Origin of the sequence: Pseudonocardia bannensis, assembly GCF_012911875.1 — a bacterium.
GTDB lineage: Bacteria > Actinomycetota > Actinomycetes > Mycobacteriales > Pseudonocardiaceae > Pseudonocardia > Pseudonocardia bannensis.
This window is the reverse complement of sequence record NZ_JAAXKZ010000049.1, coordinates 19862-39251: the sequence shown is the minus strand read 5'-3', so window position 1 is coordinate 39251 and position 19390 is coordinate 19862. Positions and strand designations below refer to the sequence as shown.

Genomic DNA, 19390 nt, shown 5'->3' with positions numbered 1-19390 from the left:
CAGCTCGGTGAGGACCTTGCCGGGATGGCCTTCGCGGCTCGTCGTCTCCAGGCCGGGTGGGCGATCCCGGTCGCCGAGGACGACCTGGAGCAGTTCCTCCGGCAGGGTGGACTCGCGGCGGCCCGACACATGTCGACGCCGCCCTCGAACGCGCGGACGAGACCACCGCCGAGTTCCAGGAGATGATCACCAGGTACGCGTGGGGCGGGATCTGGACGCGCCCCGGGCTGGACCGCCGGATGCGTAGCGCGATCACCCTCACCGCCCTGGTGGCGCACGGACACCTCGCCGAGCTGGAACTGCACCTGCGCGCCGCCCTGCGCAACGGGCTGACCCGCGAGGAGATCGTCGAGGTGCTGATGCAGACCGCCATCTACTGCGGGGTTCCCGCCGCGAACTCGGCCTTCGGTGTGGCCCGCCGGGTCCTCGCCGAGGAACTCGACACCGACATCTGACACCCCGTCCCCGACAGCCGCCCGCCGTCAACGGCGTTCATGATCCGCGGAAATGGGACATCAGCTGCACGGATGCAGCTGATGTCCCGCTCGTGACGATCAGGGCGCCGGGCGGCGCTGTAGTGCCCGGGTAGGCGGGCTTCGGCGGCCCGGCCGCGGCCCGGCGAACACGGTCCGCCCCGGCTCGCGGCGCCATCGGTGCCGGGACGAGGGTGCCGCCGGCGCTCAGCGTGCCAGCGTCGCCAGGTGCGGCAGCAGCGCCCGCATGGCCCGGCCGCGGTGCGACGCGGCGTCCTTCTCCGCGGGCGAGAGCTCGGCAGAGGTCCGCTCCTCACCCTCCGGGACGAAGATCGGGTCGTAGCCGAACCCGTTCGTGCCACGAGGGGCGCGCACGAGCCGGCCACGCCATTCCCCGTGCACGACCGTCTCGTCGCCGGCCGGTTCGGGCACTACGAGCGCCGCAGCACACACGAACGCCGCGCCCCGCCGCTCGTCGGGCACGTCACCGATCTGCCCGAGCAGCAGTTCGAGGTTGCCCCGGTCGTCGCCGTGCCGGCCGGACCACCGCGCAGAGAGCACCCCCGGCATCCCGTTGAGCGCATCCACGGCGAGGCCGGAGTCGTCGGCCACCGCGGGCAGCCCGGTCGCGGCCGCGGCGTCGCGCGCCTTGGCCACGGCGTTCTCGGCGAAAGTCGCCCCGGTCTCCGGCGCCTCCGGGAACTCCGGCACGTCGGCCAACCCGAGCACCTCGATGCCCCCGAGGTCGGCCGCGGCCAGCATCCGGCGCAGTTCGACGAGCTTGCCGGCGTTGCGGGTCGCCAGCAGCAGCCGGCCCGCTGCCCCCGTCCCGCGGGTCACGGCTTCCCCGGCAGCTCGCCCGGGTAGGGCTCGGCGAGCGCGGCGGCCTGGATCTTCGACAGCTGCCGGATCCCGGCCATGGCGGAGTCGAGCATCGCGTCGAGCGTGCGGCGGGTGAACGTCGCGCCCTCCCCCGTGCCCTGCACCTCGATCAGGGTGCCGGTGTCGGTCGCCACCACGTTGGTGTCGACCTCGGCCCGGGAGTCCTCCGAGTAGGGCAGGTCGAGACGCACCCGGCCGTCGACGACGCCGACGCTGACCGCTGCCACCTGGCAGGAGAGCGGCTTGGGGTCGGCGAGCCTGCCGTGCGCGCCGAGCCAGGTGACGGCGTCGGCCAGCGCGACGTAGGCACCGGTGATCGCCGCGGTGCGGGTACCGCCGTCGGCCTGCAGGACATCGCAGTCGATCGCGATGGTGTTCTCACCGAGCGCCTTCAGGTCGATGCAGGTGCGCAGCGAGCGGCCGATGAGACGGCTGATCTCGTGCGTGCGGCCACCGACGCGGCCCTTGATCGATTCGCGGTCGCTGCGGGTGTGCGTGGCCGACGGAAGCATCGCGTACTCGGCGGTGACCCAGCCCAGCCCGGAACCGGCGCGCCACCGCGGAACGCCCTCGGTCACGCTCGCCGCGCAGAGCACCTTGGTGTCGCCGAACTCGACGAGCACCGAGCCCGCCGGGTGCTTCTGGAATCCACGCGTGATGCTCACCGGCCGCAGCTCGTCGTCGGATCTGCCGTCTACTCGTGTCACCGCGTCAGCTTAGGCGCGCATTGATGTGCGGCTCACACGTCCTGTGGTTCACTACCGAATGGTCTTGATCGGCGGGATTCCCGCCCACCCACTGATCATCCACGCGGTCGTCGTACTGCTCCCGCTCGCCGCCGTCGGCGCCGTCGCGATCGCGGCCCGTCCGGCGTGGCGGCGCTCCCTCGGCATCCCGGTCGCCCTGATCGGCCTGATCGGCGTCGGCGCCGTGCCCCTCGCGGTGGAGACCGGCGAGCAACTGAGGCAGGCGCTCGGCGGCGGCGGCCCCCTCGTCGAGGTCCACGCGCAGCGAGCTCAGACGCTGCTGCCCTTCGCCGTCGCCTTCCTCATCCTGCTCCTCCTCGCCGTGTACACCGGCCGTCGCGCGGACCGGGCCGGCGAGGAGCCGGGCGACGGCGCCCCGGTCTGGCGACGCGCGGCGGTGGGCAGCGCGGTGCTGGCCGCGGTGGCAGGCATCGTGGTCACCGGGCTGGTGGTGTGGATCGGGCACGCGGGCTCGGCGGCGGTCTGGCTGGCCACCGTGAGCTGACCGCGCAACGGCCCGGCCGCCCTCAGATGTCATAGGCGGTGTCGGGGGACACCAGCTCGACGGGCCCGTCGAAGGTCTCCTTGGCCTCGGCCAGCAGCACCGCGCCGTCGTACCAGGCCGGCACATGGGTGAGCAGGAGCCGGCCCACACCAGCGGCCGTTGCGTGCTCGCCGGCCTGCCGACCGCTCAGGTGCACGCCCGACGGCGGGGCGTCCCACTGATCGGTGACGTGCGGCCAGGTCGCCTCGCAGAGCAGCACGTCGGCGTCGCGAGCCAGTTCGACCAGGCCGTCGCAGGGTCCGGTGTCGCCGCTGTAGACCAGGCTGCGACCCCCGTGCTCGACGCGGAGTGCGTAGGCCTCGCACGGGTGGTCGACGGCGGCGGAGCGCAGCACCGCCCCGGCCACGTCGGCGACGGCGCCCTCACCGAGCGGGTGGAAGTCGAGGACGTCGGTCAGGTCGGTGGCCGCCCGTTCCGACGCGCACGGCGCGTAGGCGGCCGCGAGCCGGTCCGGGGCCTCGGCCGGGGCGTGCACCGGGAGCCGGTGCTCCGTGGCGCCGACCGGGGGGCAGGGGTGGTAGCGGCGGTGCACGACGAGACTCGCCATGTCCGAGCAGTGGTCGGGGTGCAGGTGCGAGAGGGCGACCGCGTCGAGTTCCCACGGGTCGAGGTGGCGTTGCAGCGCACCGAACGTCCCGTTGCCCAGATCCAGCGCCAGCCGGGACTCCCCCGCCTCGACGAGGTACCCGGACGCGGGTGAGCCCGGTCCCGGTCCGCTGCCCGAACAGCCGAGCACGATCAGCCGCATGAGTGACGAGGCTAACGCGCGCGCGTGTGGCGCAGCCACCACAACCCGATGATCGGCAGCACGAGCGGGACGAAGCCGTACCCGCGACCGTAGACCGACCACACGGTGTCGTCCGGGAAGTCGGCACCGTCGAACACCGTCAGCGTGCCGACCACCAGAACCCCGGCCAGTTCGAACGCGACCGCGGCCCAGGCCAGCTTCCGGTACCCCGGGCCGTGCCCGGCCAGCCCGATCGTCGCCAGGATGTACACGACGCCGGCGAGCGCGGACAGCAGGTAGGCCACCGGTGCCTCGCTGAACCGGCCCGCGATCTGCACCCCGGCCCGCGCCGTCGCGGACAGCGCGAAGATCGCGTAGACGGCGATGAGCACCCGCCCGGCGCCGCTGGAGGTGGCACGCGGAATCCGCTCAGACACCGCCGGCCGCCCAGAGTCCCTGCAGCCGCAGCACCGCGACGCCCGTCGCGATCGCGGCCACCGCGATGACCGTGCCGCCCCAGCGGGTCGGCTCGGCGGTCGCGAACTGCAGCGCGATCGGCAGCACGCACACCGACACCACGAGGTAGATCAGGAACGTGGTCGATTCCGGGAGGGGGACCCCGCCGAAGACCCGGGCCGCCGCGATCACGGCCTGGATCACCAGCAGCGCCTCCACCGCGCCGACGGCGAGGGTGTGCACCCGTCCCGGCGGCCGGTTGCGTACGGTGGTGCCGATACCGAGGACCGCCAGGGCACCGGTCGCGACGAGCACCACGATCACCAGCGCGTCGATCACCCGGCGGACGCTACTCCAGTGCCGCCGGGACCGGCCCGGCGCCCGAGGAGATCGCCGGCCGACGCGACCGCACCGATCTCCGGACCCAGGAACCGGCGGCCGAGGCGCCGGAACGGCTCCGGATCGCCCGTCGCGAGGAACTGGTGCGGGCCGGGCGGGGGCCCGTCCTCGGGGTCGCGCGCGAGGTCCTGGGCCAGCAGCAGCCGTACCACGTCCTTGGCCGTCTCATCGGCGCTCGAGACCAGCGTGACCTCGGGACCGAGCACGATCTGCAGCACGCCGGCCAGCAGCGGGTAGTGCGTGCAGCCGAGGACGACAGTGTCCACCCGAGCCCGCTGCAGCGGCTCGAGGTAGCTCTGGGCCAGGCCGAGGATCTGTCGTCCGCTGGTCATCCCCCGTTCGACGAAGTCGACGAACCGAGGGCACGCCACCGCCGTGACCTCGACGTCGCGGGCGGCGGCGAACGCGTCGGTGTAGGCGCCGGAGGCGATCGTCGCCCGGGTACCGATGACGCCGATCCGGCCGGTCCGGGTGGCCGCGACGGCCCGGCGGACGGCGGGGAGCACCACCTCGACGACCGGGACCGGGTAGCGCTCGCGAGCGTCGGCCAGGCAGGCGGCGGACGCCGTGTTGCACGCGATGACGAGCAGTTTGACGCCGCGGGCGACCAGGTCGTCTCCGATCGCGAGAGCGTGCCGGCGGATGTCGGCGATGGCCAGTGGGCCGTAGGGGCCGTTCGCGGTGTCACCGACGTAGACGACGCGCTCGGCGGGCAGTTGGTCGATCACGGCGCGGGCCACGGTGAGCCCACCGACGCCCGAGTCGAAGATCCCGATGGGGGCGTCGCTGTCGAGTTCGCTCACGCAGCACCCGACCCGGGAGCCCGCCGGCGGTCGGCCCGGGCCACGACCCACGCCGCGAACACTCCGGCCAGCGCACCGAACAGGTGCGCCTGCCAGGAGATGCCCGGCTGGCCGGGCAGGACCCCGAACAGCATCCCGCCCCAGAACGCGAAGAGCACGATCGCCAGCAGGATCTGCTTGGCGCTGCGGGCGAAGAAGCCGCGGGCCAGCAGGAACGCCAGCCAGCCGAAGATCACCCCGGAGGCCCCGATCGTGTAGCTGTCGGACGGCCCCATGAGCCACACGCCGAGGCCGCCGAGCAGCCAGATCGTGGCGGTGACCGCGAAGAACTGTCCGATGCCCCCCGCCATCGCCAGGAAGCCGAAGACCACGAACGGCAGCGTGTTCGCGGTCAGGTGCCCCCAGCCCCCGTGCAGCAGCGGCGACCACAGCACGCCGTCCAGGCCGCTGAGCTCGCGCGGCACGATGCCGCCCGCGTAGTCCAACTGCAGGTTCGTCACCTGGTCGACGAGCTCGGTCACGTACAGCACACCGGTGAACACCAACATCGTGACCAGGGCGGCCAGCGGAGCGGTCGGCAGCACCCGGGCAATGGATCGTCGGGGCGTCGGCACGGGTGGCGTCGGCACAGGAGCGACCATGACGTCGAGATTACGCGGCCGGGAGCCGGCGCACCCGCCGTCGTGGTGGGCGCACCGGGTCAGGCCCAGAGGTGCCCGTCGAGCCCCTCGGCGGCTTCGTCGAGGTCGCCCGAGTAGGCGCCGGTGGACAGGTACTTCCAGCCCCCGTCGCAGACCACGAGGACGATGTCCGCGCTCTCCCCCGCCCCGGCCGCCTTCTCGGCAACGGCCAGCGCAGCGTGCAGGATCCCGCCGGTGGAGATGCCGGCGAAGATGCCCTCCTTCTCCACCAGCTCCCGGGTGCGGCGCAGCGCGTCGTGGCTGCCCACCGAGTACCGCGCCGTGAGCACCTCGGGGTCGTACAGCTCGGGGACGAAGCCCTCATCGAGGTTGCGCAGGCCGTAGACGAGCTCGCCGTAGCGCGGCTCGGCGGCCACGATCTGCACGTCCGGCTTGTGCTCCCGCAGGTAGCGGCCGGTACCGACGAGGGTGCCGGTGGTGCCCAGCCCGGCCACGAAGTGGGTGACGGTGGGTAGGTCGCGCAGGATCTCCGGGCCAGTGGTCCGGTAGTGCGCGTCGGCGTTCGCGGGATTGCCGTACTGGTAGAGCATCACCCAGTCCGGGTTCTGCGCGGCCAGTTCCTTGGCCATCGCGACGGCCTGGTTGGAACCGCCCGCGGCCGGCGAGGAGATGATCTCCGCGCCGTACATGTGCAGCAGCTGGCGGCGCTCCTCGGAGGTGTTCTCCGGCATCACGCAGATCATCCGGTAGCCCTTGAGCTTGGCCGCCATGGCCAGCGAGATACCGGTGTTGCCGGACGTGGGTTCGAGCACGGTGCAGCCGGGGGTGAGCAGGCCCTCCGCCTCGGCCTTCTCGATCATGGCCAGCGCGGGGCGGTCCTTGATCGAGCCTGTGGGGTTGCGGTCCTCGAGCTTGGCCCACAGCCGCACGTGCGGCGCGGGCGACAGCGACGGCAGACCCACCAGCGGGGTGTCACCGACCGCCTGGAGCAGCGAGTCGTACCGGGCCATTTCGCCTCCCTGGCAATCGGCCGGTGAGCGGACGGCGGGCGGGCCGAGGGCACCTGTCGGCTACCCGGCCCGGCCGCCGTTCACTCACTGCTCAGCGCATGCCACCGGCGACGGCGGGCAGGATCGTGACGTTCGAGTTCTCGCCGACGGGGGCCTCGAGGCCACCGGCGAAACGCACGTCCTCGTCGTCGACGTAGATGTTGACGAAGCGGTGCAGCGAACCGTTGGTGATCAGCCGGTCCTTGATGCCGCTGTGCCGCGACTCCAGGTCCTCGATCACCTCGGCGACGGTCCCGCCCTTGGCCTCGACGGCCTTCTCGCCCCCGGTGTGGGTGCGCAGGATGGTGGGGATGGACACGGTGACGGCCATGCGGATGCTCCTGGTCGGATCGTTCTCGTAAGTGCGGGCGGGCGTGGCGTCAGCCGTTGTCGGGGACGTCGTCCGCGCCGGTGTGCGCGAACATATAAGTCTCCACGACCTCGATCTGTTCCTCGGTGACCACACCGTCGACGATCCGGTAGGACCGGAACTCATGGGTGTCCGGCTCGCGGGTGGAGACCAGGACGTAGTGAGCCTCGGGCTCGGAGGCGTAGGAGATGTCGGTCCGCGACGGGTAGGCCTCGGTCGCGGTGTGGGAGTGGTAGATGACCACCGGCACCTCGTCCTTCGCGTCCATCTCGCGGTAGAGCCGCAGCAGGTCACCGGAGTCGAACTCGTAGAACGTGGGCGAGCGCGCGGCGTTCAACATCGGGATGAATCGCTCGGGACGGTCGGAGCCCTCGGGGCCGGCGATGACGCCACAGGCCTCGTCGGGATGGTCCCGGCGGGCATGGGCGACGATCTCGTCCACGAGATCAGCTCGGATCACCAGCACAGGTACAGGGTACGGGCCGACACGGACACGGTGCACATCACGCAGCGCGTCTCACATGCGGTCCGCCGTCACACCCGTCCACCGGTCCGGGGGCGCCGGCGGTTGCAGACCTAGAGCAGCTGCATCCGCGTCTGCACCAACGCGTCCTGCACGAACGTCAGCCAGTGGTACACCCCGAGGTGCGCCGAGCGCGGGTCGTCGGGCGGCAGATCCTCGGGCATGTCCTCGCTCACGTCCAGCGCCGTGCCCAGCGCCAGCCGGACGTCGTTGAGCGCCGCGAGCCAGGCGTCGGCCTGCTCCGCCGTCAGCTCCACGCGCCCGCCGGTCTCCGGCAGCGTGTCGAGCACGACCGTCGCGGCGGCGTCCTTCGCCCTGATCAGGTCCGGCTCGTGCAGGGAGCGCATCGCCCCGGAGAGGTCGGCGTCGTCGCTGGAGAAGTCGGGCAGCAGCCGGGCCAGCACCCGGTCGTCAGGCCGCGTCGACGGCCCCGGGCGCAGCCCGGTGAGCACCGCGAGCTCGTCGGCCGGGGCCTCCTCGGACCGGGCCGCCAGCATCTCCCGCACCTCGCCGACCAGCCCCCGGAGCACCGCCGCCTCCTGGGCCTCGAGGGTGCCGACCAGCCGGGCGCGGGATCCGCGCCCGGAGCGCCTCCACCCGTTCATGAGTGCTGCATGGTGGCCCAGAGGCCGGCCGCGTGCAGCTTCGCGACGTCGCCCTCGATCTTCTCCTTGTCGCCGGACGACACCGCTGCCTTGCCCTTGTGGTGCACGTCCAGCATCAGGGCGGTCGCCTTGGGCTCCGGGTAGCCGAACAACTTCTGCAGCACATACGTCACGTACGACATCAGGTTGACCGGGTCGTTCCACACGACGGCCTGCCACGGCGTGTCGCTCGTGGCGTCCTCGGCGATGACCGGGTCCACCTGTCGGGTGGGGGCGGGTAGCGGCGCGGCCATGTCCACCATGGTGACACCCACGCCGCGTGCTGTGCACGGCACATAGGCTGCTGTGCCATGAGCGGCATCCCAGGGTCGACCGGCACCGTCCCGAGAAGTACGGCACTGCTGACCGACCGGTACGAGCTCACGATGGCGGCAGCGGCGCTCGCCGACGGCACCGCGGAGCGGCAGGCCGTGTTCGAGGTGTTCGCGCGCCGGCTGCCCGACGGCCGCCGCTACGGCGTGGTCGCCGGGATCGGCCGGCTGCTCGACGCGATCGAGGACTTCCGCTTCGGCGAGGCGGAGCTGGAGCAGCTGGCCGAGGTCGTCGATCCGGCGGCGCTGGACTGGCTGGCCGACTACCGCTTCCGCGGCGACATCGACGGCTACCCCGAGGGGGAGCTCTACTTCCCCGGCTCCCCCGTCCTGACCGTGACCGGCACGTTCGCCGACGCGGTGCTGCTGGAGACCCTCGCGCTGTCGATCCTCAACCACGACACCGCGGTCGCCTCGGCCGCCGCCCGCATGGTCACCGCCGCCGCGGGCCGCCCGCTGATCGAGATGGGTTCACGGCGTACCCACGAGGAGGCGGCGGTCGCTGCCGCCCGCGCCGCCTACCTTGCCGGCTTCGCCGCCACCTCCAACCTGGAGGCCGGCCGCCGCCACGGCATCCCCACCGCGGGCACGGCCGCGCACGCCTACGTGCTGCTGCACGACGACGAGGTGACCGCGTTCCGCAGCCAGATCGCCGAGCTCGGCTCGAAGACGACGCTGCTGGTCGACACCTACGACATCCGGCGGGGCATCGAGAACGCCATCGCCGCGGCCGGCCCCGAGCTGGAGGCGATCCGGATCGACTCCGGCGACCTGGGAGTGATGGCCCAGCAGGCCCGCGAGCAGCTCGACGCGCTCGGCGCCACCGGCACCCGGATCGTGCTGTCCGGTGACCTGGACGAGTACTCCATCGCCTCGCTGCGCGCCGAGCCCGTCGACGCCTACGGCGTCGGGACGTCGGTCGTCACCGGGTCCGGCGCACCGACCGCGAGCATGGTCTACAAGCTCGTCGAGGTCGACGCCCGCCCGGTGGCCAAGCGCAGCACGTCGAAGGAGTCACGCGGTGGCCGGAAGTCCGCGTTCCGCCGCTACAAGCCGACCGGCACCGCGGTGGAGGAGGTCGTGCACCCGGCGAACCGGGAGCCGTCCCTCGGTCCGCACGACCGGGTCGTGCCGGTGCCGCTGGTCCGCGGCGGGGAGCGGGTGCCCGGGCTGCCGACGCTCGAGCAGTCCCGCGAACGGCTGCGGGCCGCGCTGGTGTCGGTGCCGTGGGAGGGGTTGAAGCTCTCCCGCGGCGAACCCGCCATCCCGACCGCCTTCGAGGAGGCCTGATGGGACGCGCGCTGATCATCGTCGACGTGCAGAACGACTTCTGCGAGGGCGGCTCGCTGGCCGTGACGGGCGGCTCGGCGGTGGCCGAGTCGATCTCGCGATACGTGCGGGACGCCGGTTACGACCACGTCGTCGCCACCCGTGACCACCACATCGATCCGGGCGCGCACTTCAGCGACAGCCCCGACTTCGTCGCCACCTGGCCACCGCACTGCCGGGCCGGGACGCCGGGGGCCTCGTTCCACCCGGCGCTCGACGTCGCCCACGTGGAGGCGGTGTTCGACAAGGGTCACCACGCGGCCGCGTACTCCGGCTTCGAGGGTGCCGAGCCCACCGGCACCGCGCTGCGCGACTGGCTCCGCGAGCGGGGCGTCGAGGCGGTGGACGTGGTCGGCATCGCCACCGACCACTGCGTGCGCGCCACCGCGCTCGACGCCGCCGCGGCCGGGTTCGCAACGACCGTGCTGCTCGAGCACTGCGCGGGCGTGGCACCGGCGACCACCGAGCGGGCGCTCGAAGAGCTGCGCGCCGCCGGGGTCACCGTCGCCTGACCCCCGTGGGTCAGACCTCCCGCATCCGGAACGGCTCGAACGCCGCCGCGAGCTCGATGATCTCGTCGCCGGTGCGGGCCGGTGCCGCGTGCGCCCCGACCGCCTCGGCCAGCCCGATGCAGCGCGGACCGTCGAACAGCCCGCAGGCGTAGCGCACCGAGGTGTCGTCGAGGTCCAGCACGCCGACCCGCAGCTGGTAGATCGCCGGGTAGCGGACCTCGTCGAGGTACTCCACCGTCAGCGAGCTGGGCGAGAGCCCGTCCAGCGGCCCGCCCGTCGGGTAGCCGAGCACGTCCAGGTGCAGCTCGGCGAGGGCGTCGAGGTACCAGCCGGCGAGCGCCACGTTGTTGACGTGCCGGTTCGTGTCGAGGTCGCCGAAGCGGGTGCGCACGTCGAGCCGGAACGGGTAGGCCTCGCGCACGAGGCGCGCCGGGTCACGGTCGGGCCGGCCGGCCTCCGGCCCGGGAACGGCCACGGCGGTCAGCGCCTCGCGGACCGCGGCCGGCAGCGGCGCCGGTCCGGAGTCGGTGATGTGCACGTTGGTCGACTCCCCGATCGCGACGCACTGGTCGTCGGCGAACACCCCGTAGACGTAGGAGTACGAGGTCTCTCCGACGCGGCTGACACCGATCCCGACCCGGTAACGGCCGTCCCACCGCAGCGGTGCCAGCACCTCGACGCGCACCGACGCGACCAGCGTCTGCAGTGGCGTGTCCCCGTTCACGGCCTCGCGCACGTCCCGCTCGACGATCAGCCGCGCGTTCTCGAACCACCGCACGATCGCGTCACGGCCGATGCGGCGGCTGGGGTCGAGGTCGCTGTAGCAGGTGGGCTGCTCGATCAGCACCGGGTACAGCGACGGTTCCTGGCGTACGGGAGCGGCGATCGTCGTCACCGGCACATGATGGCCAGGCCGGACGGGGACGGACTCACCAGGGTGTGTGACGGCGGCTACTGACGGTGCGCACGCTGGGCGTTTGTGGGCTCCGGGCCGATCCGCCACGGTCGATCGGGGGCGGCGGGTAGCCTCCGTGGGTGCCTGCCGCGCTGCCTGCCGACCGCGACGTCCCCGGGGTCGCCGAACTCCTCGAGGCGGCGGTCGACGCGGTCGGCGGCGTCCGACGCGAAGGCCAGGACACGATGGCCCAGGCCGTCCGCAAGGCGATCGCCGACGGCGAGCATCTGGCCGTGCAGGCGGGGACCGGCACCGGGAAGTCGCTGGCCTACCTCGTCCCGTCGATCCGGCACGCGGTGGCCCACGACGCGACCGTGGTGGTGTCGACGGCGACGATCGCCCTGCAGCGCCAGCTCGTCGACCGCGACCTGCCCCGGCTGGCCAAGGCGCTCAAGCCGCTGCTCGGCAGGCTGCCGACGTTCGCGATCCTCAAGGGCCGGCGCAACTACCTGTGCCTGAACAAGCTGCACGGCGACGAGGCGATGGTCGACGAGGCCGAGGAGCAGCTGTTCGACCCGTTCGCGATCTCCGCGATGGGCCGGCACGTGAAGCGGCTGCACGAGTGGGCGTCGGACACCGAGACCGGCGACCGCGACGAGCTCGTCCCCGGCGTTCCGGACTCGGCGTGGCGGCAGGTGTCGGTGACCGCACGGGAGTGCCTGGGCGCGGCACGCTGCCCCGTCGGTGAGGACTGCTTCGCCGAGAAGGCCCGCGCCGAGGCCGGGCGCTCGGACGTCGTCGTCACCAACCACGCGCTGCTGGCCATCGACGCGATGGGCGACGCCGCGGTGCTGCCCGAGCACGACGTCGTGATCGTCGACGAGGCGCACGAACTGGTCGACCGGGTCACCGGTGCGGCCACCGCCGAGCTGACCTCCGGGACGGTCGGCGCCGCGGCGCGGCGCTGCGGCCGGCTGGTCGACCAGGCCGTCGCCGACCGGCTCGCCGAGGCCGGCGAGGGCCTGGCCATGGTGCTCGAGGACCTGCCGCCCGGGCGGTGGGAAACGCTGCCGCAGGCCGCGGCGGGGGCCCTGTCGGTCATCCGGGACGCGGCGGCGTCCTGCCGGCAGAGCCTGGGCGGGGAACGCCGGGAGGACCCGGAGGGCGCCACCGGCCGCAAGCTCGCGCTGGCGCTGCTCGACGAGGTGTCCGAGGTGGCGGTGCGGCTGCTCAGCGCGTTCGACGAGCCCGACCCGGCCAAGCGGCACGATGTCGTCTGGCTGGCCGAGCAGGGCCCGGACGGGGCCCGGACCAGGGTGCTGCGGGCGGCGCCGCTGTCGGTCGGCGGGCTGCTCCGCGACCGGCTGTTCGGGCAACGCACCACGGTCCTGACGTCGGCGACCCTGGCCCTGGGCGGCTCGTTCGACGCGCTGGCCCGCCAGTGGGGCCTCCCACCCTCCCGGCTGCCGTCGTCGGCCGGCGTCGCCGCGCAGGCCGGCGACCCGGTACCCGACCCCGATGCGCCGCGCTGGTCCGGACTGGACGTGGGCTCCCCGTTCTCGCACGCCCGCAGCGGCATCCTCTACCTCGCCAAGCGACTGCCGCCGCCGGGCCGCGACGGGCTCGCGCCGTCCTACCTGGACGAGATCGCCGGACTCGTCGAGGCCGCGGACGGGCGCACGCTGGGGCTGTTCTCCTCGATGCGGGCGGCGAAGCAGGCCACCGAGGCGCTGCGCGACCGGCTCGACGTGCCACTGCTGTGCCAGGGCGAGGACTCGACGATGCTGCTGGTCAAGCGGTTCGCCGAGGACGAGCAGACCTGCCTGTTCGGGACCCTGTCGCTGTGGCAGGGCGTCGACGTACCCGGGCCGTCGCTGTCGTGCGTGATCATCGACCGGATCCCCTTCCCCCGCCCGGACGATCCGCTCGTCGCGGCCCGCCAGCGCGCGGCCGACTCCCGGGGCGGCAACGGGTTCCTCACCGTGTCCGCGACACACGCGGCGCTGCTGCTCGCCCAGGGTGCCGGCCGGCTGCTGCGCGGGATGGACGACCGCGGCGTCGTCGCGATCCTCGACCCGCGGATCGCGACCGCGCGCTACGGCGGGTTCCTGCGGGCGTCGCTGCCCCCGTTCTGGACGACCGACGACCCGGAGAAGGTCCGGGCCGCGCTGCGCCGGCTGCGGGGCGCTCCGGTCTGATCACGCCGGGACCCGTGGCCTGTCCACCCGGGACCCAGGACCGTCCGCGGGTCAGATCGCGATGCAGGTGATCGTTCCGGGCGCGACCTCGGTGAACCCGGCATCGCGGACCGCCACCGCTTCACCCGCCTGCACGGCGTCGCACAGCGCCGTCCACCGCGCCGGGTCGGCGGTCCGTACCGCGAAGTGCGGGGCCTCGGTGAGCGCGCGGACCGCGGCCCAGAGCATCGAGGCGTGCCCGACCTGCGCCGCGGCCTTGCCCACGGTCATCCCGACGGACGGGTTCAACCAGATCACGGGCAGCCTGGGCGGGGGTGGCGGCGGGGAGTCGGGCGGCAGGTCGGTGCCCTCGATCTGCAACCGGGACACGATCTTGGGCACCGCGTCGACGGGGCCGGGGACCAGTGCGCGCACCTGCGCGCCGTCTTCGTCCACAGTGACGCCGGGCAGATCCTGGACGGCCTCCCAGTGCGTCCCGCGCGCCCGCCGGGCGATCTTGCGGATGCGACCGGTGATCCACGTGGAGACCTCGTCGTACCACTCGCCACCGGGTTGCGACCGGGGGTCCAGGCAGACCGCGAGCGCCGCCTCGGCGGCCGCCTCGAGCAACGGGGTCCGCCGTGGGGCATCGCGCTCGATCCGCAGCACCACCGGCATCGCCCAGGCCACCCCGCTCGCCTCGGGGGGTATCACCCCGGGCGCCCCGCAGTAGCGCTGCGCCAGGGGCGCCAGCACCGGGGCCCCGGGGTACGCCGGGGTCCCCTCCGCAGCGCCCGAGCGTCCCGGCGCGCTCACGCGATCGGAACCCGCCGCAGCATGCCCTCGGCCGCGTCGGCCCGCTCGACCTCGTCGCGGGTGATGCCCAGCACGAACAGCACGACGTCGAGGTAGGGCTGCGACAGCGCGGCGTCGGCCACCTCGCGCAGCGCCGGCTTCGCGTTGAACGCGATGCCGAGGCCCGCCGTGGACAGCATGTCGATGTCGTTGGCCCCGTCGCCGACCGCCACGCACTGCTCGATCGGCACCCCGTAGGTCTTGGCGAAGCGACGCAGCGCGACCGCCTTGCCCGGCCGGTCGACGACGTCACCGAGCACCCGACCGGTCAGCCGGCCGTCGGAGATCTCCAGCTCGTTCGCGGCGCAGAAGTCGAGCCCCAGCTCGTCGACCAGCCCGGCGATGACCCGGCTGAACCCGCCGGACACGACACCGCAGCGGAAGCCGAGGCGCTTGAGGGTGCGGATGGTGGTCCGTGCCCCGGGCGTCAGCTCCAGTTCCGCGGCGACCTCGTCGAGCACCGTCTCGGGCAGCCCCTCCAGCACCGCCACCCGGCGGCGCAGGGACTCGGTGAAGTCCAGCTCGCCGCGCATCGCCGCCTCGGTCACCGACCGGACCTCGGCCTCGGCCTCGGCGCCGGCGCGGGCGGCGAGCATCTCGATGACCTCACCCTGAACGAGGGTGGAGTCGACGTCGAACACGATGAGCCGCTTGCTGCGCCGCGCCAGTCCGGCGCGCTCGACGGCCACGTCGACGCCCGCGCTGCGGGCCACCTCGACCAGCCGGGCGCGCAGCGTGCCGTGCGAGTGCTCCCTGGTGTCGCCCGGATCGGGCGACACCCCGAGTTCCAGGCCGGTGACCGGGTAGTCGGCGACCCGCCGGATGGAGTCGATATTGGCGCCGACGGCCGCGAGCTCGCGGGCCACCGCGCCGAACGCCCGTGCCGTGATCGGACGGCCCAGGAGCACCACGACGTGCGTGGAGCTCCGACCCGCCGACTGATCGTCGTCGAGCTGCACCGACGTGTGCACCTGCATACCGATGCTGTCCATCGCCTGCTCGACGGCCTCCTGCAGGCCCTCCGGGTCCTGATGCACGGACACCAGGGCCCCGAGAGTGAGCCGGCCGCGGATCACGACCTGCTCGACGTCGATGAGGTCGACCCCGTGCCGGGTGAGCGCGGTGAACAACACCGAGCTCACACCCGGCCGGTCGGGACCGGTGACCGTGATGAGCACGGTCGACCGGTTACCCGGATGCACGGTCTGGCTCACGTCGCGGACGACCTCACCTCGACCAGGCGCACCACCGCCGGGGTCACCGAGACTTCGGGTCCTCGTTCGGCTGCTCCTCGCGCCCGACACTCTGCGCCGCCACCTCGTACGGCGACGGCTTGTGACCGACGTGCGCCTCGTTCCGGAACCGCTCCACGAGGTGCGGGTAGTGCAGCTCGAAGGCCGGACGCTCGGAACGGATCCGGGGCAGCGAGGTGAAGTTGTGCCGCGGCGGAGGGCAGGACGTGGCCCACTCCAGCGAGTTGCCGAAGCCCCACGGGTCGTCGACGGTCACGACGCGGCCGTAGCGGTAGCTCTTGAACACGTTCCAGATGAACGGCAGCGTCGAGGCGCCCAGCACGAACGCGCCGATCGAGGAGATCGTGTTCAGCGTGGTGAAACCGTCGGTCGGCAGGTAGTCGACGTACCGGCGCGGCATGCCCTCGTTACCCAGCCAGTGCTGGACCAGGAACGTGAGGTGGAAGCCGATGAACGTGGTCCAGAAGTGGAACTTGCCCAGCGTCTCGTCCATCATCCGGCCGGTCATCTTCGGGAACCAGAAGTAGATACCGGCGTAGGTGGCGAACACGATCGTGCCGAACAACACGTAGTGGAAGTGCGCGACCACGAAGTACGAGTCGGAGACGTGGAAGTCCAGCGGCGGCGAGGCCAGCAGGATGCCGGTCAGACCGCCGAAGAGGAACGTGACCAGGAAGCCCACCGAGAACAGCATCGGCGTCTCGAAGGTCAGCTTGCCCTTCCACAGGGTGCCGATCCAGTTCACGAACTTGACACCCGTGGGCACCGCGATCAGGAACGTGGTGAAGGAGAAGAAGGCCAGCATCACGGCGCCGGTGGCGTACATGTGGTGCGCCCACACCGCCACGGACAGGGCGGCGATCGCGATGGTCGCGAAGACCAGGCCCTTGTAACCGAAGATCGGCTTGCGGCTGAACACCGGGAAGATCTCCGAGACGATGCCGAAGAACGGCAGCGCGACGATGTAGACCTCGGGGTGGCCGAAGAACCAGAACAGGTGCTGCCACAGGATGACCCCGCCGTTGGCCGGGTCGAACACGTGGGCACCGAGGTGGCGGTCGGCGGCCAGGCCGAGCAGCGCCGCGGTCAGCACCGGGAACGCGATCAGGATCAGCAGCGAGGTGATGAAGATGTTCCAGGTGAAGATCGGCATCCGGAACATCGTCATGCCGGGCGCGCGCATGCAGACGATCGTGGTGACGAAGTTGACGCCACCGAGGATCGTGCCCAGACCCGAGACGACCAGGCCGATGATCCACAGGTCGGCGCCGGCTCCCGGGGAGCGGACGGCGTCGGACAGCGGCGTGTAGGCGAACCAGCCGAAGTCGGCCGCGCCGCCCGGGGTCAGGAACCCGCTGAGCACGGTCAGGCCGCCGAACAGGAACAGCCAGTACGAGAAGGCGTTCAGCCGCGGGAACGCGACGTCGGGGGCGCCGATCTGCAGCGGGACGATGTAGTTCGCGAACGCGAACAGGATCGGCGTCGCGTACAGCAGCAGCATGATCGTGCCGTGCATGGTGAACAGCTGGTTGTACTGCTCGGCGGAGAGGAACTGCTGTCCCGGCTGCGCGAGTTCACCGCGGATCAGCAGCGCCATCGCGCCGCCGATCATGAAGAACCCGAACGACGTGACCATGTACAGGATCGCGATGTCTTTCGGATCCGTCGTACGCAGCATCTTCAGCAGCGTGGATCCCTTGGCCGACCGGCGCGCCGGGTACGGGCGCGACGTGATCGGTTTGGGCGCGACGGCTGTCACTGTGCCTCCTGCACTGGCCTTCGTGGTGGGGCAGGCCCGGACTCTATCTCCGCAGACTGCCGGGGGCGTCCCGGGGTGATGGTCGTGGCCGAGGCCGGGACCGTCTGCGCCAGTATTGTGCTCTACGGAGAGTAGAACGACCACGTGGGTTCACCCAACATCGTTCTCGGCCCCGTCCTCTGGATCACTCTCGCGACCGCGGTGCTGGTCGGGGCCGTGATCGCGGTCTGGGTGCGGCTCGGGACGGCGCGCGCGACGCCGCTGGCCGCCGGGCGTGCGGTGCTGCAGCTGGGCGCGGTGTCGGCCCTGCTCGGGGCGATCGTCGGGCCGGCCGGGGCGAGCGCCGGCTTCGTCGCGCTGATGGTCGGCGTGGCAGCCCTCACATCCGCGCGCCGCATCACGCGGAACCGCAGCGGGTGGTGGGCCGCGCTGCCGGTGGCGCCGGCGCCGCTGCCGATGACCGCAGGGCTGGGCGCGGCGGGCGTCGTACCGGCCGACGGGATCGCGATCATCCCGATGGCCGGCATCATGATCGGCGGCGCGATGACCGCCACCTCACCGGCCGGGCGCCGTGCGCTCGACGAGCTGACGACCCGGCGCGGCGAGGTGGAGGCGGCGTTGTCGCCGGAGTTCCCGGACCGCGACGCGGCGATCGAGATCGCCTGGCCGACCGCGGCGCAGGCGATGGCCCCGGCGCTGGACCAGACGCGGACCGTCGGACTCGTCGCACTGCCGGGCGCGTTCGTCGGGATGCTCCTGGGCGGGGCGACGCCGCTGCAGCCCGGGGTCGTGCAGGTGCTGGTCCTGGTGCTGCTGCTCGCCGTGGAGACCGTCGCGGTGGCAGCGCGTGCGTCACCCGAGCGCCACGGAACCCGGGAGCGCGGGGCGGCGCTGCGGACGATCCCGTCCAGCCACGGGCAGGGTTCGACCACCAGGTCTCGGCGCAGGGGCACCCGGCGCCCGTCGAGTCCGGCATCGACTCCCCCGGGACCGATCACCACCAGGCTCACCTCGTCGAACGGCGACACCGGCATCGCCACCGGCCCGCCGTGGGCGTCGTGGACCACCTGCACCGGCCCGGTGATGTCGACGCGGGACGGCGCCATCGTCGACGAGCCACGCCTGGAGAGGGGCTCGCACCGTCCGCATCATGATCATCGGACTATCGGCCGCCGGGGCGGCACCGTGCTCAATGCAGCGGCGTGAACAGGTCCAGGAAGAGATCGGGGGCGGCAGCCGGGCTGGGCACGGGATCGACGACGTAGAACTCGGAGCCCATGCCCATCGCGAACATGGGCTCCGGCATCGTCAGCATGAAGTGATCGGGGCCCATCTGGCTGGCGTGCGCGCGCATCGAAGCCCGCTTGGCCTCGACGAAGTCCACCGCGTCGACCCGGTGGGTGATCTCCGACTCCGGCTTGCCGAAGTTCGGCACGTCCATGCGCGGCGGCTCCCAGCCCTCGGGCATCTCCCCGGACTTGGCCAGCCCGGCCATCCCGCGCACCATCCAGTCGCGGTTGACCGTGCCCTGGGCGACCACCGGAACGCCGCTCAGCTCCGCCGCCCGCTTGCCGACCCGGTGCACCTGGATGTGGTCCGGGTGCCCGTAGACGCCGTTGTCGTCGTAGGTCGTGAGGACGTCCGGCTCCTCCTCGTCGAGGATCACGGCCAGCCGCCGCGCGGCGTGCTCCACCTTCGCCTGCCAGAACGAGTACGGCGCGTCGTTGGTGGGCCGGCCCATCATCCCGGAGTCGGTGTACCCGAGGAACTCGACGCGGGCCGCGCCGAGGGCCTCCGCCGAGGCGTAGCACTCGGCCGAGCGCCGCAGCGACAGCTGTTCGCCGTCGTCGAGCACGCCGGACACGGGCTCGCCGAGCTCCCCACGGGTCGCGAAGACGATGACGACGCGGTGGCCCTCGGACGCGGCCCGGGCAAGGGTCCCCCCGGCGCTGATCGACTCGTCGTCGGGATGGGCGTGGAAGCTGACGATGGTCCCCACG

23 protein-coding genes are annotated in these 19390 nt (G+C 72.6%); 6 read left to right on the top strand and 17 right to left on the bottom strand.

What is annotated here, in order from left to right:
- Window positions 1-182: 182 nt before the first annotated feature.
- Window positions 183-455, top strand: a complete 273-nt coding sequence (locus HF519_RS14975) for a carboxymuconolactone decarboxylase family protein (RefSeq protein WP_211170045.1) — start codon at window positions 183-185, stop codon at window positions 453-455.
- A gap of 225 nt (window positions 456-680) precedes the next feature.
- Here HF519_RS14975 and rdgB read toward each other — a convergent pair whose 3' ends face one another.
- Both rdgB and rph read right to left on the bottom strand, forming a co-directional pair.
- Window positions 681-1313 carry an RdgB/HAM1 family non-canonical purine NTP pyrophosphatase gene (rdgB, locus tag HF519_RS14970; protein WP_169413553.1) on the bottom strand — a complete coding sequence of 211 codons (633 nt, stop codon included), beginning with the start codon at window positions 1311-1313 and terminating at the stop codon, window positions 681-683.
- A complete protein-coding gene (gene rph / locus HF519_RS14965; protein ID WP_169413552.1) occupies window positions 1310-2062 on the bottom strand; it encodes a ribonuclease PH in 753 nt (250 codons plus the stop codon). Before rph ends, rdgB begins: the two co-directional genes overlap by 4 nt.
- 58 nt (window positions 2063-2120) lie before the next feature.
- Between rph and HF519_RS14960 the strand changes: the two genes are divergently transcribed.
- Window positions 2121-2606, top strand: a complete 486-nt coding sequence (locus HF519_RS14960) for a DUF2231 domain-containing protein (protein WP_169413551.1) — start codon at window positions 2121-2123, stop codon at window positions 2604-2606.
- 22 nt (window positions 2607-2628) lie between these two features.
- Here HF519_RS14960 and HF519_RS14955 read toward each other — a convergent pair whose 3' ends face one another.
- The 10 genes from HF519_RS14955 to clpS all read right to left on the bottom strand — a co-directional run bounded on the left by HF519_RS14955 (window position 2629) and on the right by clpS (window position 8532).
- On the bottom strand, window positions 2629-3414 hold the full coding sequence (locus HF519_RS14955; RefSeq protein ID WP_169413550.1) for an MBL fold metallo-hydrolase: 786 nt from the start codon (window positions 3412-3414) through the stop codon (window positions 2629-2631).
- A gap of 11 nt (window positions 3415-3425) precedes the next feature.
- A complete protein-coding gene (locus tag HF519_RS14950) occupies window positions 3426-3830 on the bottom strand; it encodes a hypothetical protein (RefSeq protein WP_169413549.1) in 405 nt (134 codons plus the stop codon).
- Entirely contained in the window at window positions 3823-4188 is a 366-nt protein-coding gene (locus tag HF519_RS14945) for a hypothetical protein (RefSeq protein WP_169413548.1), read from the bottom strand. The genes HF519_RS14950 and HF519_RS14945 overlap by 8 nt, the downstream gene beginning before the upstream one ends.
- Window positions 4185-5051 carry a glutamate racemase gene (gene murI / locus HF519_RS14940; RefSeq protein WP_169413547.1) on the bottom strand — a complete coding sequence of 289 codons (867 nt, stop codon included), beginning with the start codon at window positions 5049-5051 and terminating at the stop codon, window positions 4185-4187. The genes HF519_RS14945 and murI overlap by 4 nt, the downstream gene beginning before the upstream one ends.
- Entirely contained in the window at window positions 5048-5692 is a 645-nt protein-coding gene (locus HF519_RS14935) for a rhomboid family intramembrane serine protease (RefSeq protein ID WP_169413546.1), read from the bottom strand. The genes murI and HF519_RS14935 overlap by 4 nt, the downstream gene beginning before the upstream one ends.
- A gap of 59 nt (window positions 5693-5751) precedes the next feature.
- The gene (locus HF519_RS14930) at window positions 5752-6702 is read right to left on the bottom strand and encodes a PLP-dependent cysteine synthase family protein (protein ID WP_169413545.1); all 951 of its coding nucleotides are present in this window, start codon (window positions 6700-6702) and stop codon (window positions 5752-5754) included.
- 91 nt (window positions 6703-6793) lie between these two features.
- Window positions 6794-7072, bottom strand: a complete 279-nt coding sequence (locus HF519_RS14925; RefSeq protein ID WP_169383108.1) for a MoaD/ThiS family protein — start codon at window positions 7070-7072, stop codon at window positions 6794-6796.
- A gap of 49 nt (window positions 7073-7121) precedes the next feature.
- Complete coding sequence (locus HF519_RS14920; RefSeq protein ID WP_169413544.1) at window positions 7122-7577, bottom strand: M67 family metallopeptidase; 456 nt, start codon at window positions 7575-7577, stop codon at window positions 7122-7124.
- 110 nt (window positions 7578-7687) lie between these two features.
- Window positions 7688-8239 carry a DUF2017 domain-containing protein gene (locus HF519_RS14915; protein WP_169413543.1) on the bottom strand — a complete coding sequence of 184 codons (552 nt, stop codon included), beginning with the start codon at window positions 8237-8239 and terminating at the stop codon, window positions 7688-7690.
- Window positions 8236-8532, bottom strand: a complete 297-nt coding sequence (clpS, locus tag HF519_RS14910) for an ATP-dependent Clp protease adapter ClpS (RefSeq protein WP_169413560.1) — start codon at window positions 8530-8532, stop codon at window positions 8236-8238. Before clpS ends, HF519_RS14915 begins: the two co-directional genes overlap by 4 nt.
- 57 nt (window positions 8533-8589) lie before the next feature.
- Here clpS and HF519_RS14905 point away from each other — a divergent pair, with 57 nt between their 5' ends.
- Both HF519_RS14905 and HF519_RS14900 read left to right on the top strand, forming a co-directional pair.
- Entirely contained in the window at window positions 8590-9900 is a 1311-nt protein-coding gene (locus tag HF519_RS14905; RefSeq protein ID WP_169413542.1) for a nicotinate phosphoribosyltransferase, read from the top strand.
- Entirely contained in the window at window positions 9900-10451 is a 552-nt protein-coding gene (locus HF519_RS14900) for an isochorismatase family protein (RefSeq protein WP_169413541.1), read from the top strand. Before HF519_RS14905 ends, HF519_RS14900 begins: the two co-directional genes overlap by 1 nt.
- Window positions 10452-10461: 10 nt before the next feature.
- Here the strand turns inward: HF519_RS14900 and HF519_RS32880 are convergent, their stop codons facing one another.
- Entirely contained in the window at window positions 10462-11346 is an 885-nt protein-coding gene (locus HF519_RS32880) for a thioesterase family protein (protein ID WP_169413540.1), read from the bottom strand.
- A 140-nt stretch (window positions 11347-11486) separates the two neighbouring features.
- Between HF519_RS32880 and HF519_RS14890 the strand changes: the two genes are divergently transcribed.
- Window positions 11487-13544, top strand: coding sequence for an ATP-dependent DNA helicase (locus HF519_RS14890; RefSeq protein WP_438826396.1), 2058 nt, complete (start codon window positions 11487-11489; stop codon window positions 13542-13544).
- Window positions 13545-13595: 51 nt separating this feature from the next.
- Here HF519_RS14890 and HF519_RS14885 read toward each other — a convergent pair whose 3' ends face one another.
- The 3 genes from HF519_RS14885 to ctaD are packed head-to-tail and all read right to left on the bottom strand — an operon-like array spanning window position 13596 to window position 17390.
- A complete protein-coding gene (locus tag HF519_RS14885; protein WP_169413539.1) occupies window positions 13596-14339 on the bottom strand; it encodes an aminoacyl-tRNA hydrolase in 744 nt (247 codons plus the stop codon).
- The gene (gene serB, locus HF519_RS14880; RefSeq protein WP_169413538.1) at window positions 14336-15592 is read right to left on the bottom strand and encodes a phosphoserine phosphatase SerB; all 1257 of its coding nucleotides are present in this window, start codon (window positions 15590-15592) and stop codon (window positions 14336-14338) included. Before serB ends, HF519_RS14885 begins: the two co-directional genes overlap by 4 nt.
- 43 nt (window positions 15593-15635) lie before the next feature.
- The gene (ctaD, locus tag HF519_RS14875) at window positions 15636-17390 is read right to left on the bottom strand and encodes an aa3-type cytochrome oxidase subunit I (RefSeq protein WP_169413537.1); all 1755 of its coding nucleotides are present in this window, start codon (window positions 17388-17390) and stop codon (window positions 15636-15638) included.
- 144 nt (window positions 17391-17534) lie between these two features.
- Between ctaD and HF519_RS31355 the strand changes: the two genes are divergently transcribed.
- Window positions 17535-18596, top strand: coding sequence for an ABC transporter permease (locus HF519_RS31355; RefSeq protein WP_312860121.1), 1062 nt, complete (start codon window positions 17535-17537; stop codon window positions 18594-18596).
- Here the strand turns inward: HF519_RS31355 and HF519_RS14865 are convergent.
- Window positions 18580-19389: a PIG-L family deacetylase gene (locus HF519_RS14865; protein WP_169413536.1), complete on the bottom strand. Its 810-nt coding sequence runs from the start codon at window positions 19387-19389 to the stop codon at window positions 18580-18582. The two genes, HF519_RS31355 and HF519_RS14865, sit on opposite strands and share 17 nt — an antisense overlap.
- Window position 19390 lies beyond the last annotated feature (1 nt).

Coding starts and splice junctions, on each gene's coding strand:
- HF519_RS14975 (WP_211170045.1), top strand. CDS start 183: ATGATCACCAGGTACGCGTGGGGCGGGATCTGGACGCGCCCCGGGCTG.
- HF519_RS14960 (WP_169413551.1), top strand. CDS start 2,121: ATGGTCTTGATCGGCGGGATTCCCGCCCACCCACTGATCATCCACGCG.
- HF519_RS14955 (WP_169413550.1), bottom strand. CDS start 3,414: ATGCGGCTGATCGTGCTCGGCTGTTCGGGCAGCGGACCGGGACCGGGC.
- HF519_RS14935 (WP_169413546.1), bottom strand. CDS start 5,692: ATGGTCGCTCCTGTGCCGACGCCACCCGTGCCGACGCCCCGACGATCC.
- HF519_RS14930 (WP_169413545.1), bottom strand. CDS start 6,702: ATGGCCCGGTACGACTCGCTGCTCCAGGCGGTCGGTGACACCCCGCTG.
- HF519_RS14925 (WP_169383108.1), bottom strand. CDS start 7,072: ATGGCCGTCACCGTGTCCATCCCCACCATCCTGCGCACCCACACCGGG.
- HF519_RS14915 (WP_169413543.1), bottom strand. CDS start 8,239: ATGAACGGGTGGAGGCGCTCCGGGCGCGGATCCCGCGCCCGGCTGGTC.
- clpS (WP_169413560.1), bottom strand. CDS start 8,532: ATGGCCGCGCCGCTACCCGCCCCCACCCGACAGGTGGACCCGGTCATC.
- HF519_RS14905 (WP_169413542.1), top strand. CDS start 8,590: ATGAGCGGCATCCCAGGGTCGACCGGCACCGTCCCGAGAAGTACGGCA.
- HF519_RS14900 (WP_169413541.1), top strand. CDS start 9,900: ATGGGACGCGCGCTGATCATCGTCGACGTGCAGAACGACTTCTGCGAG.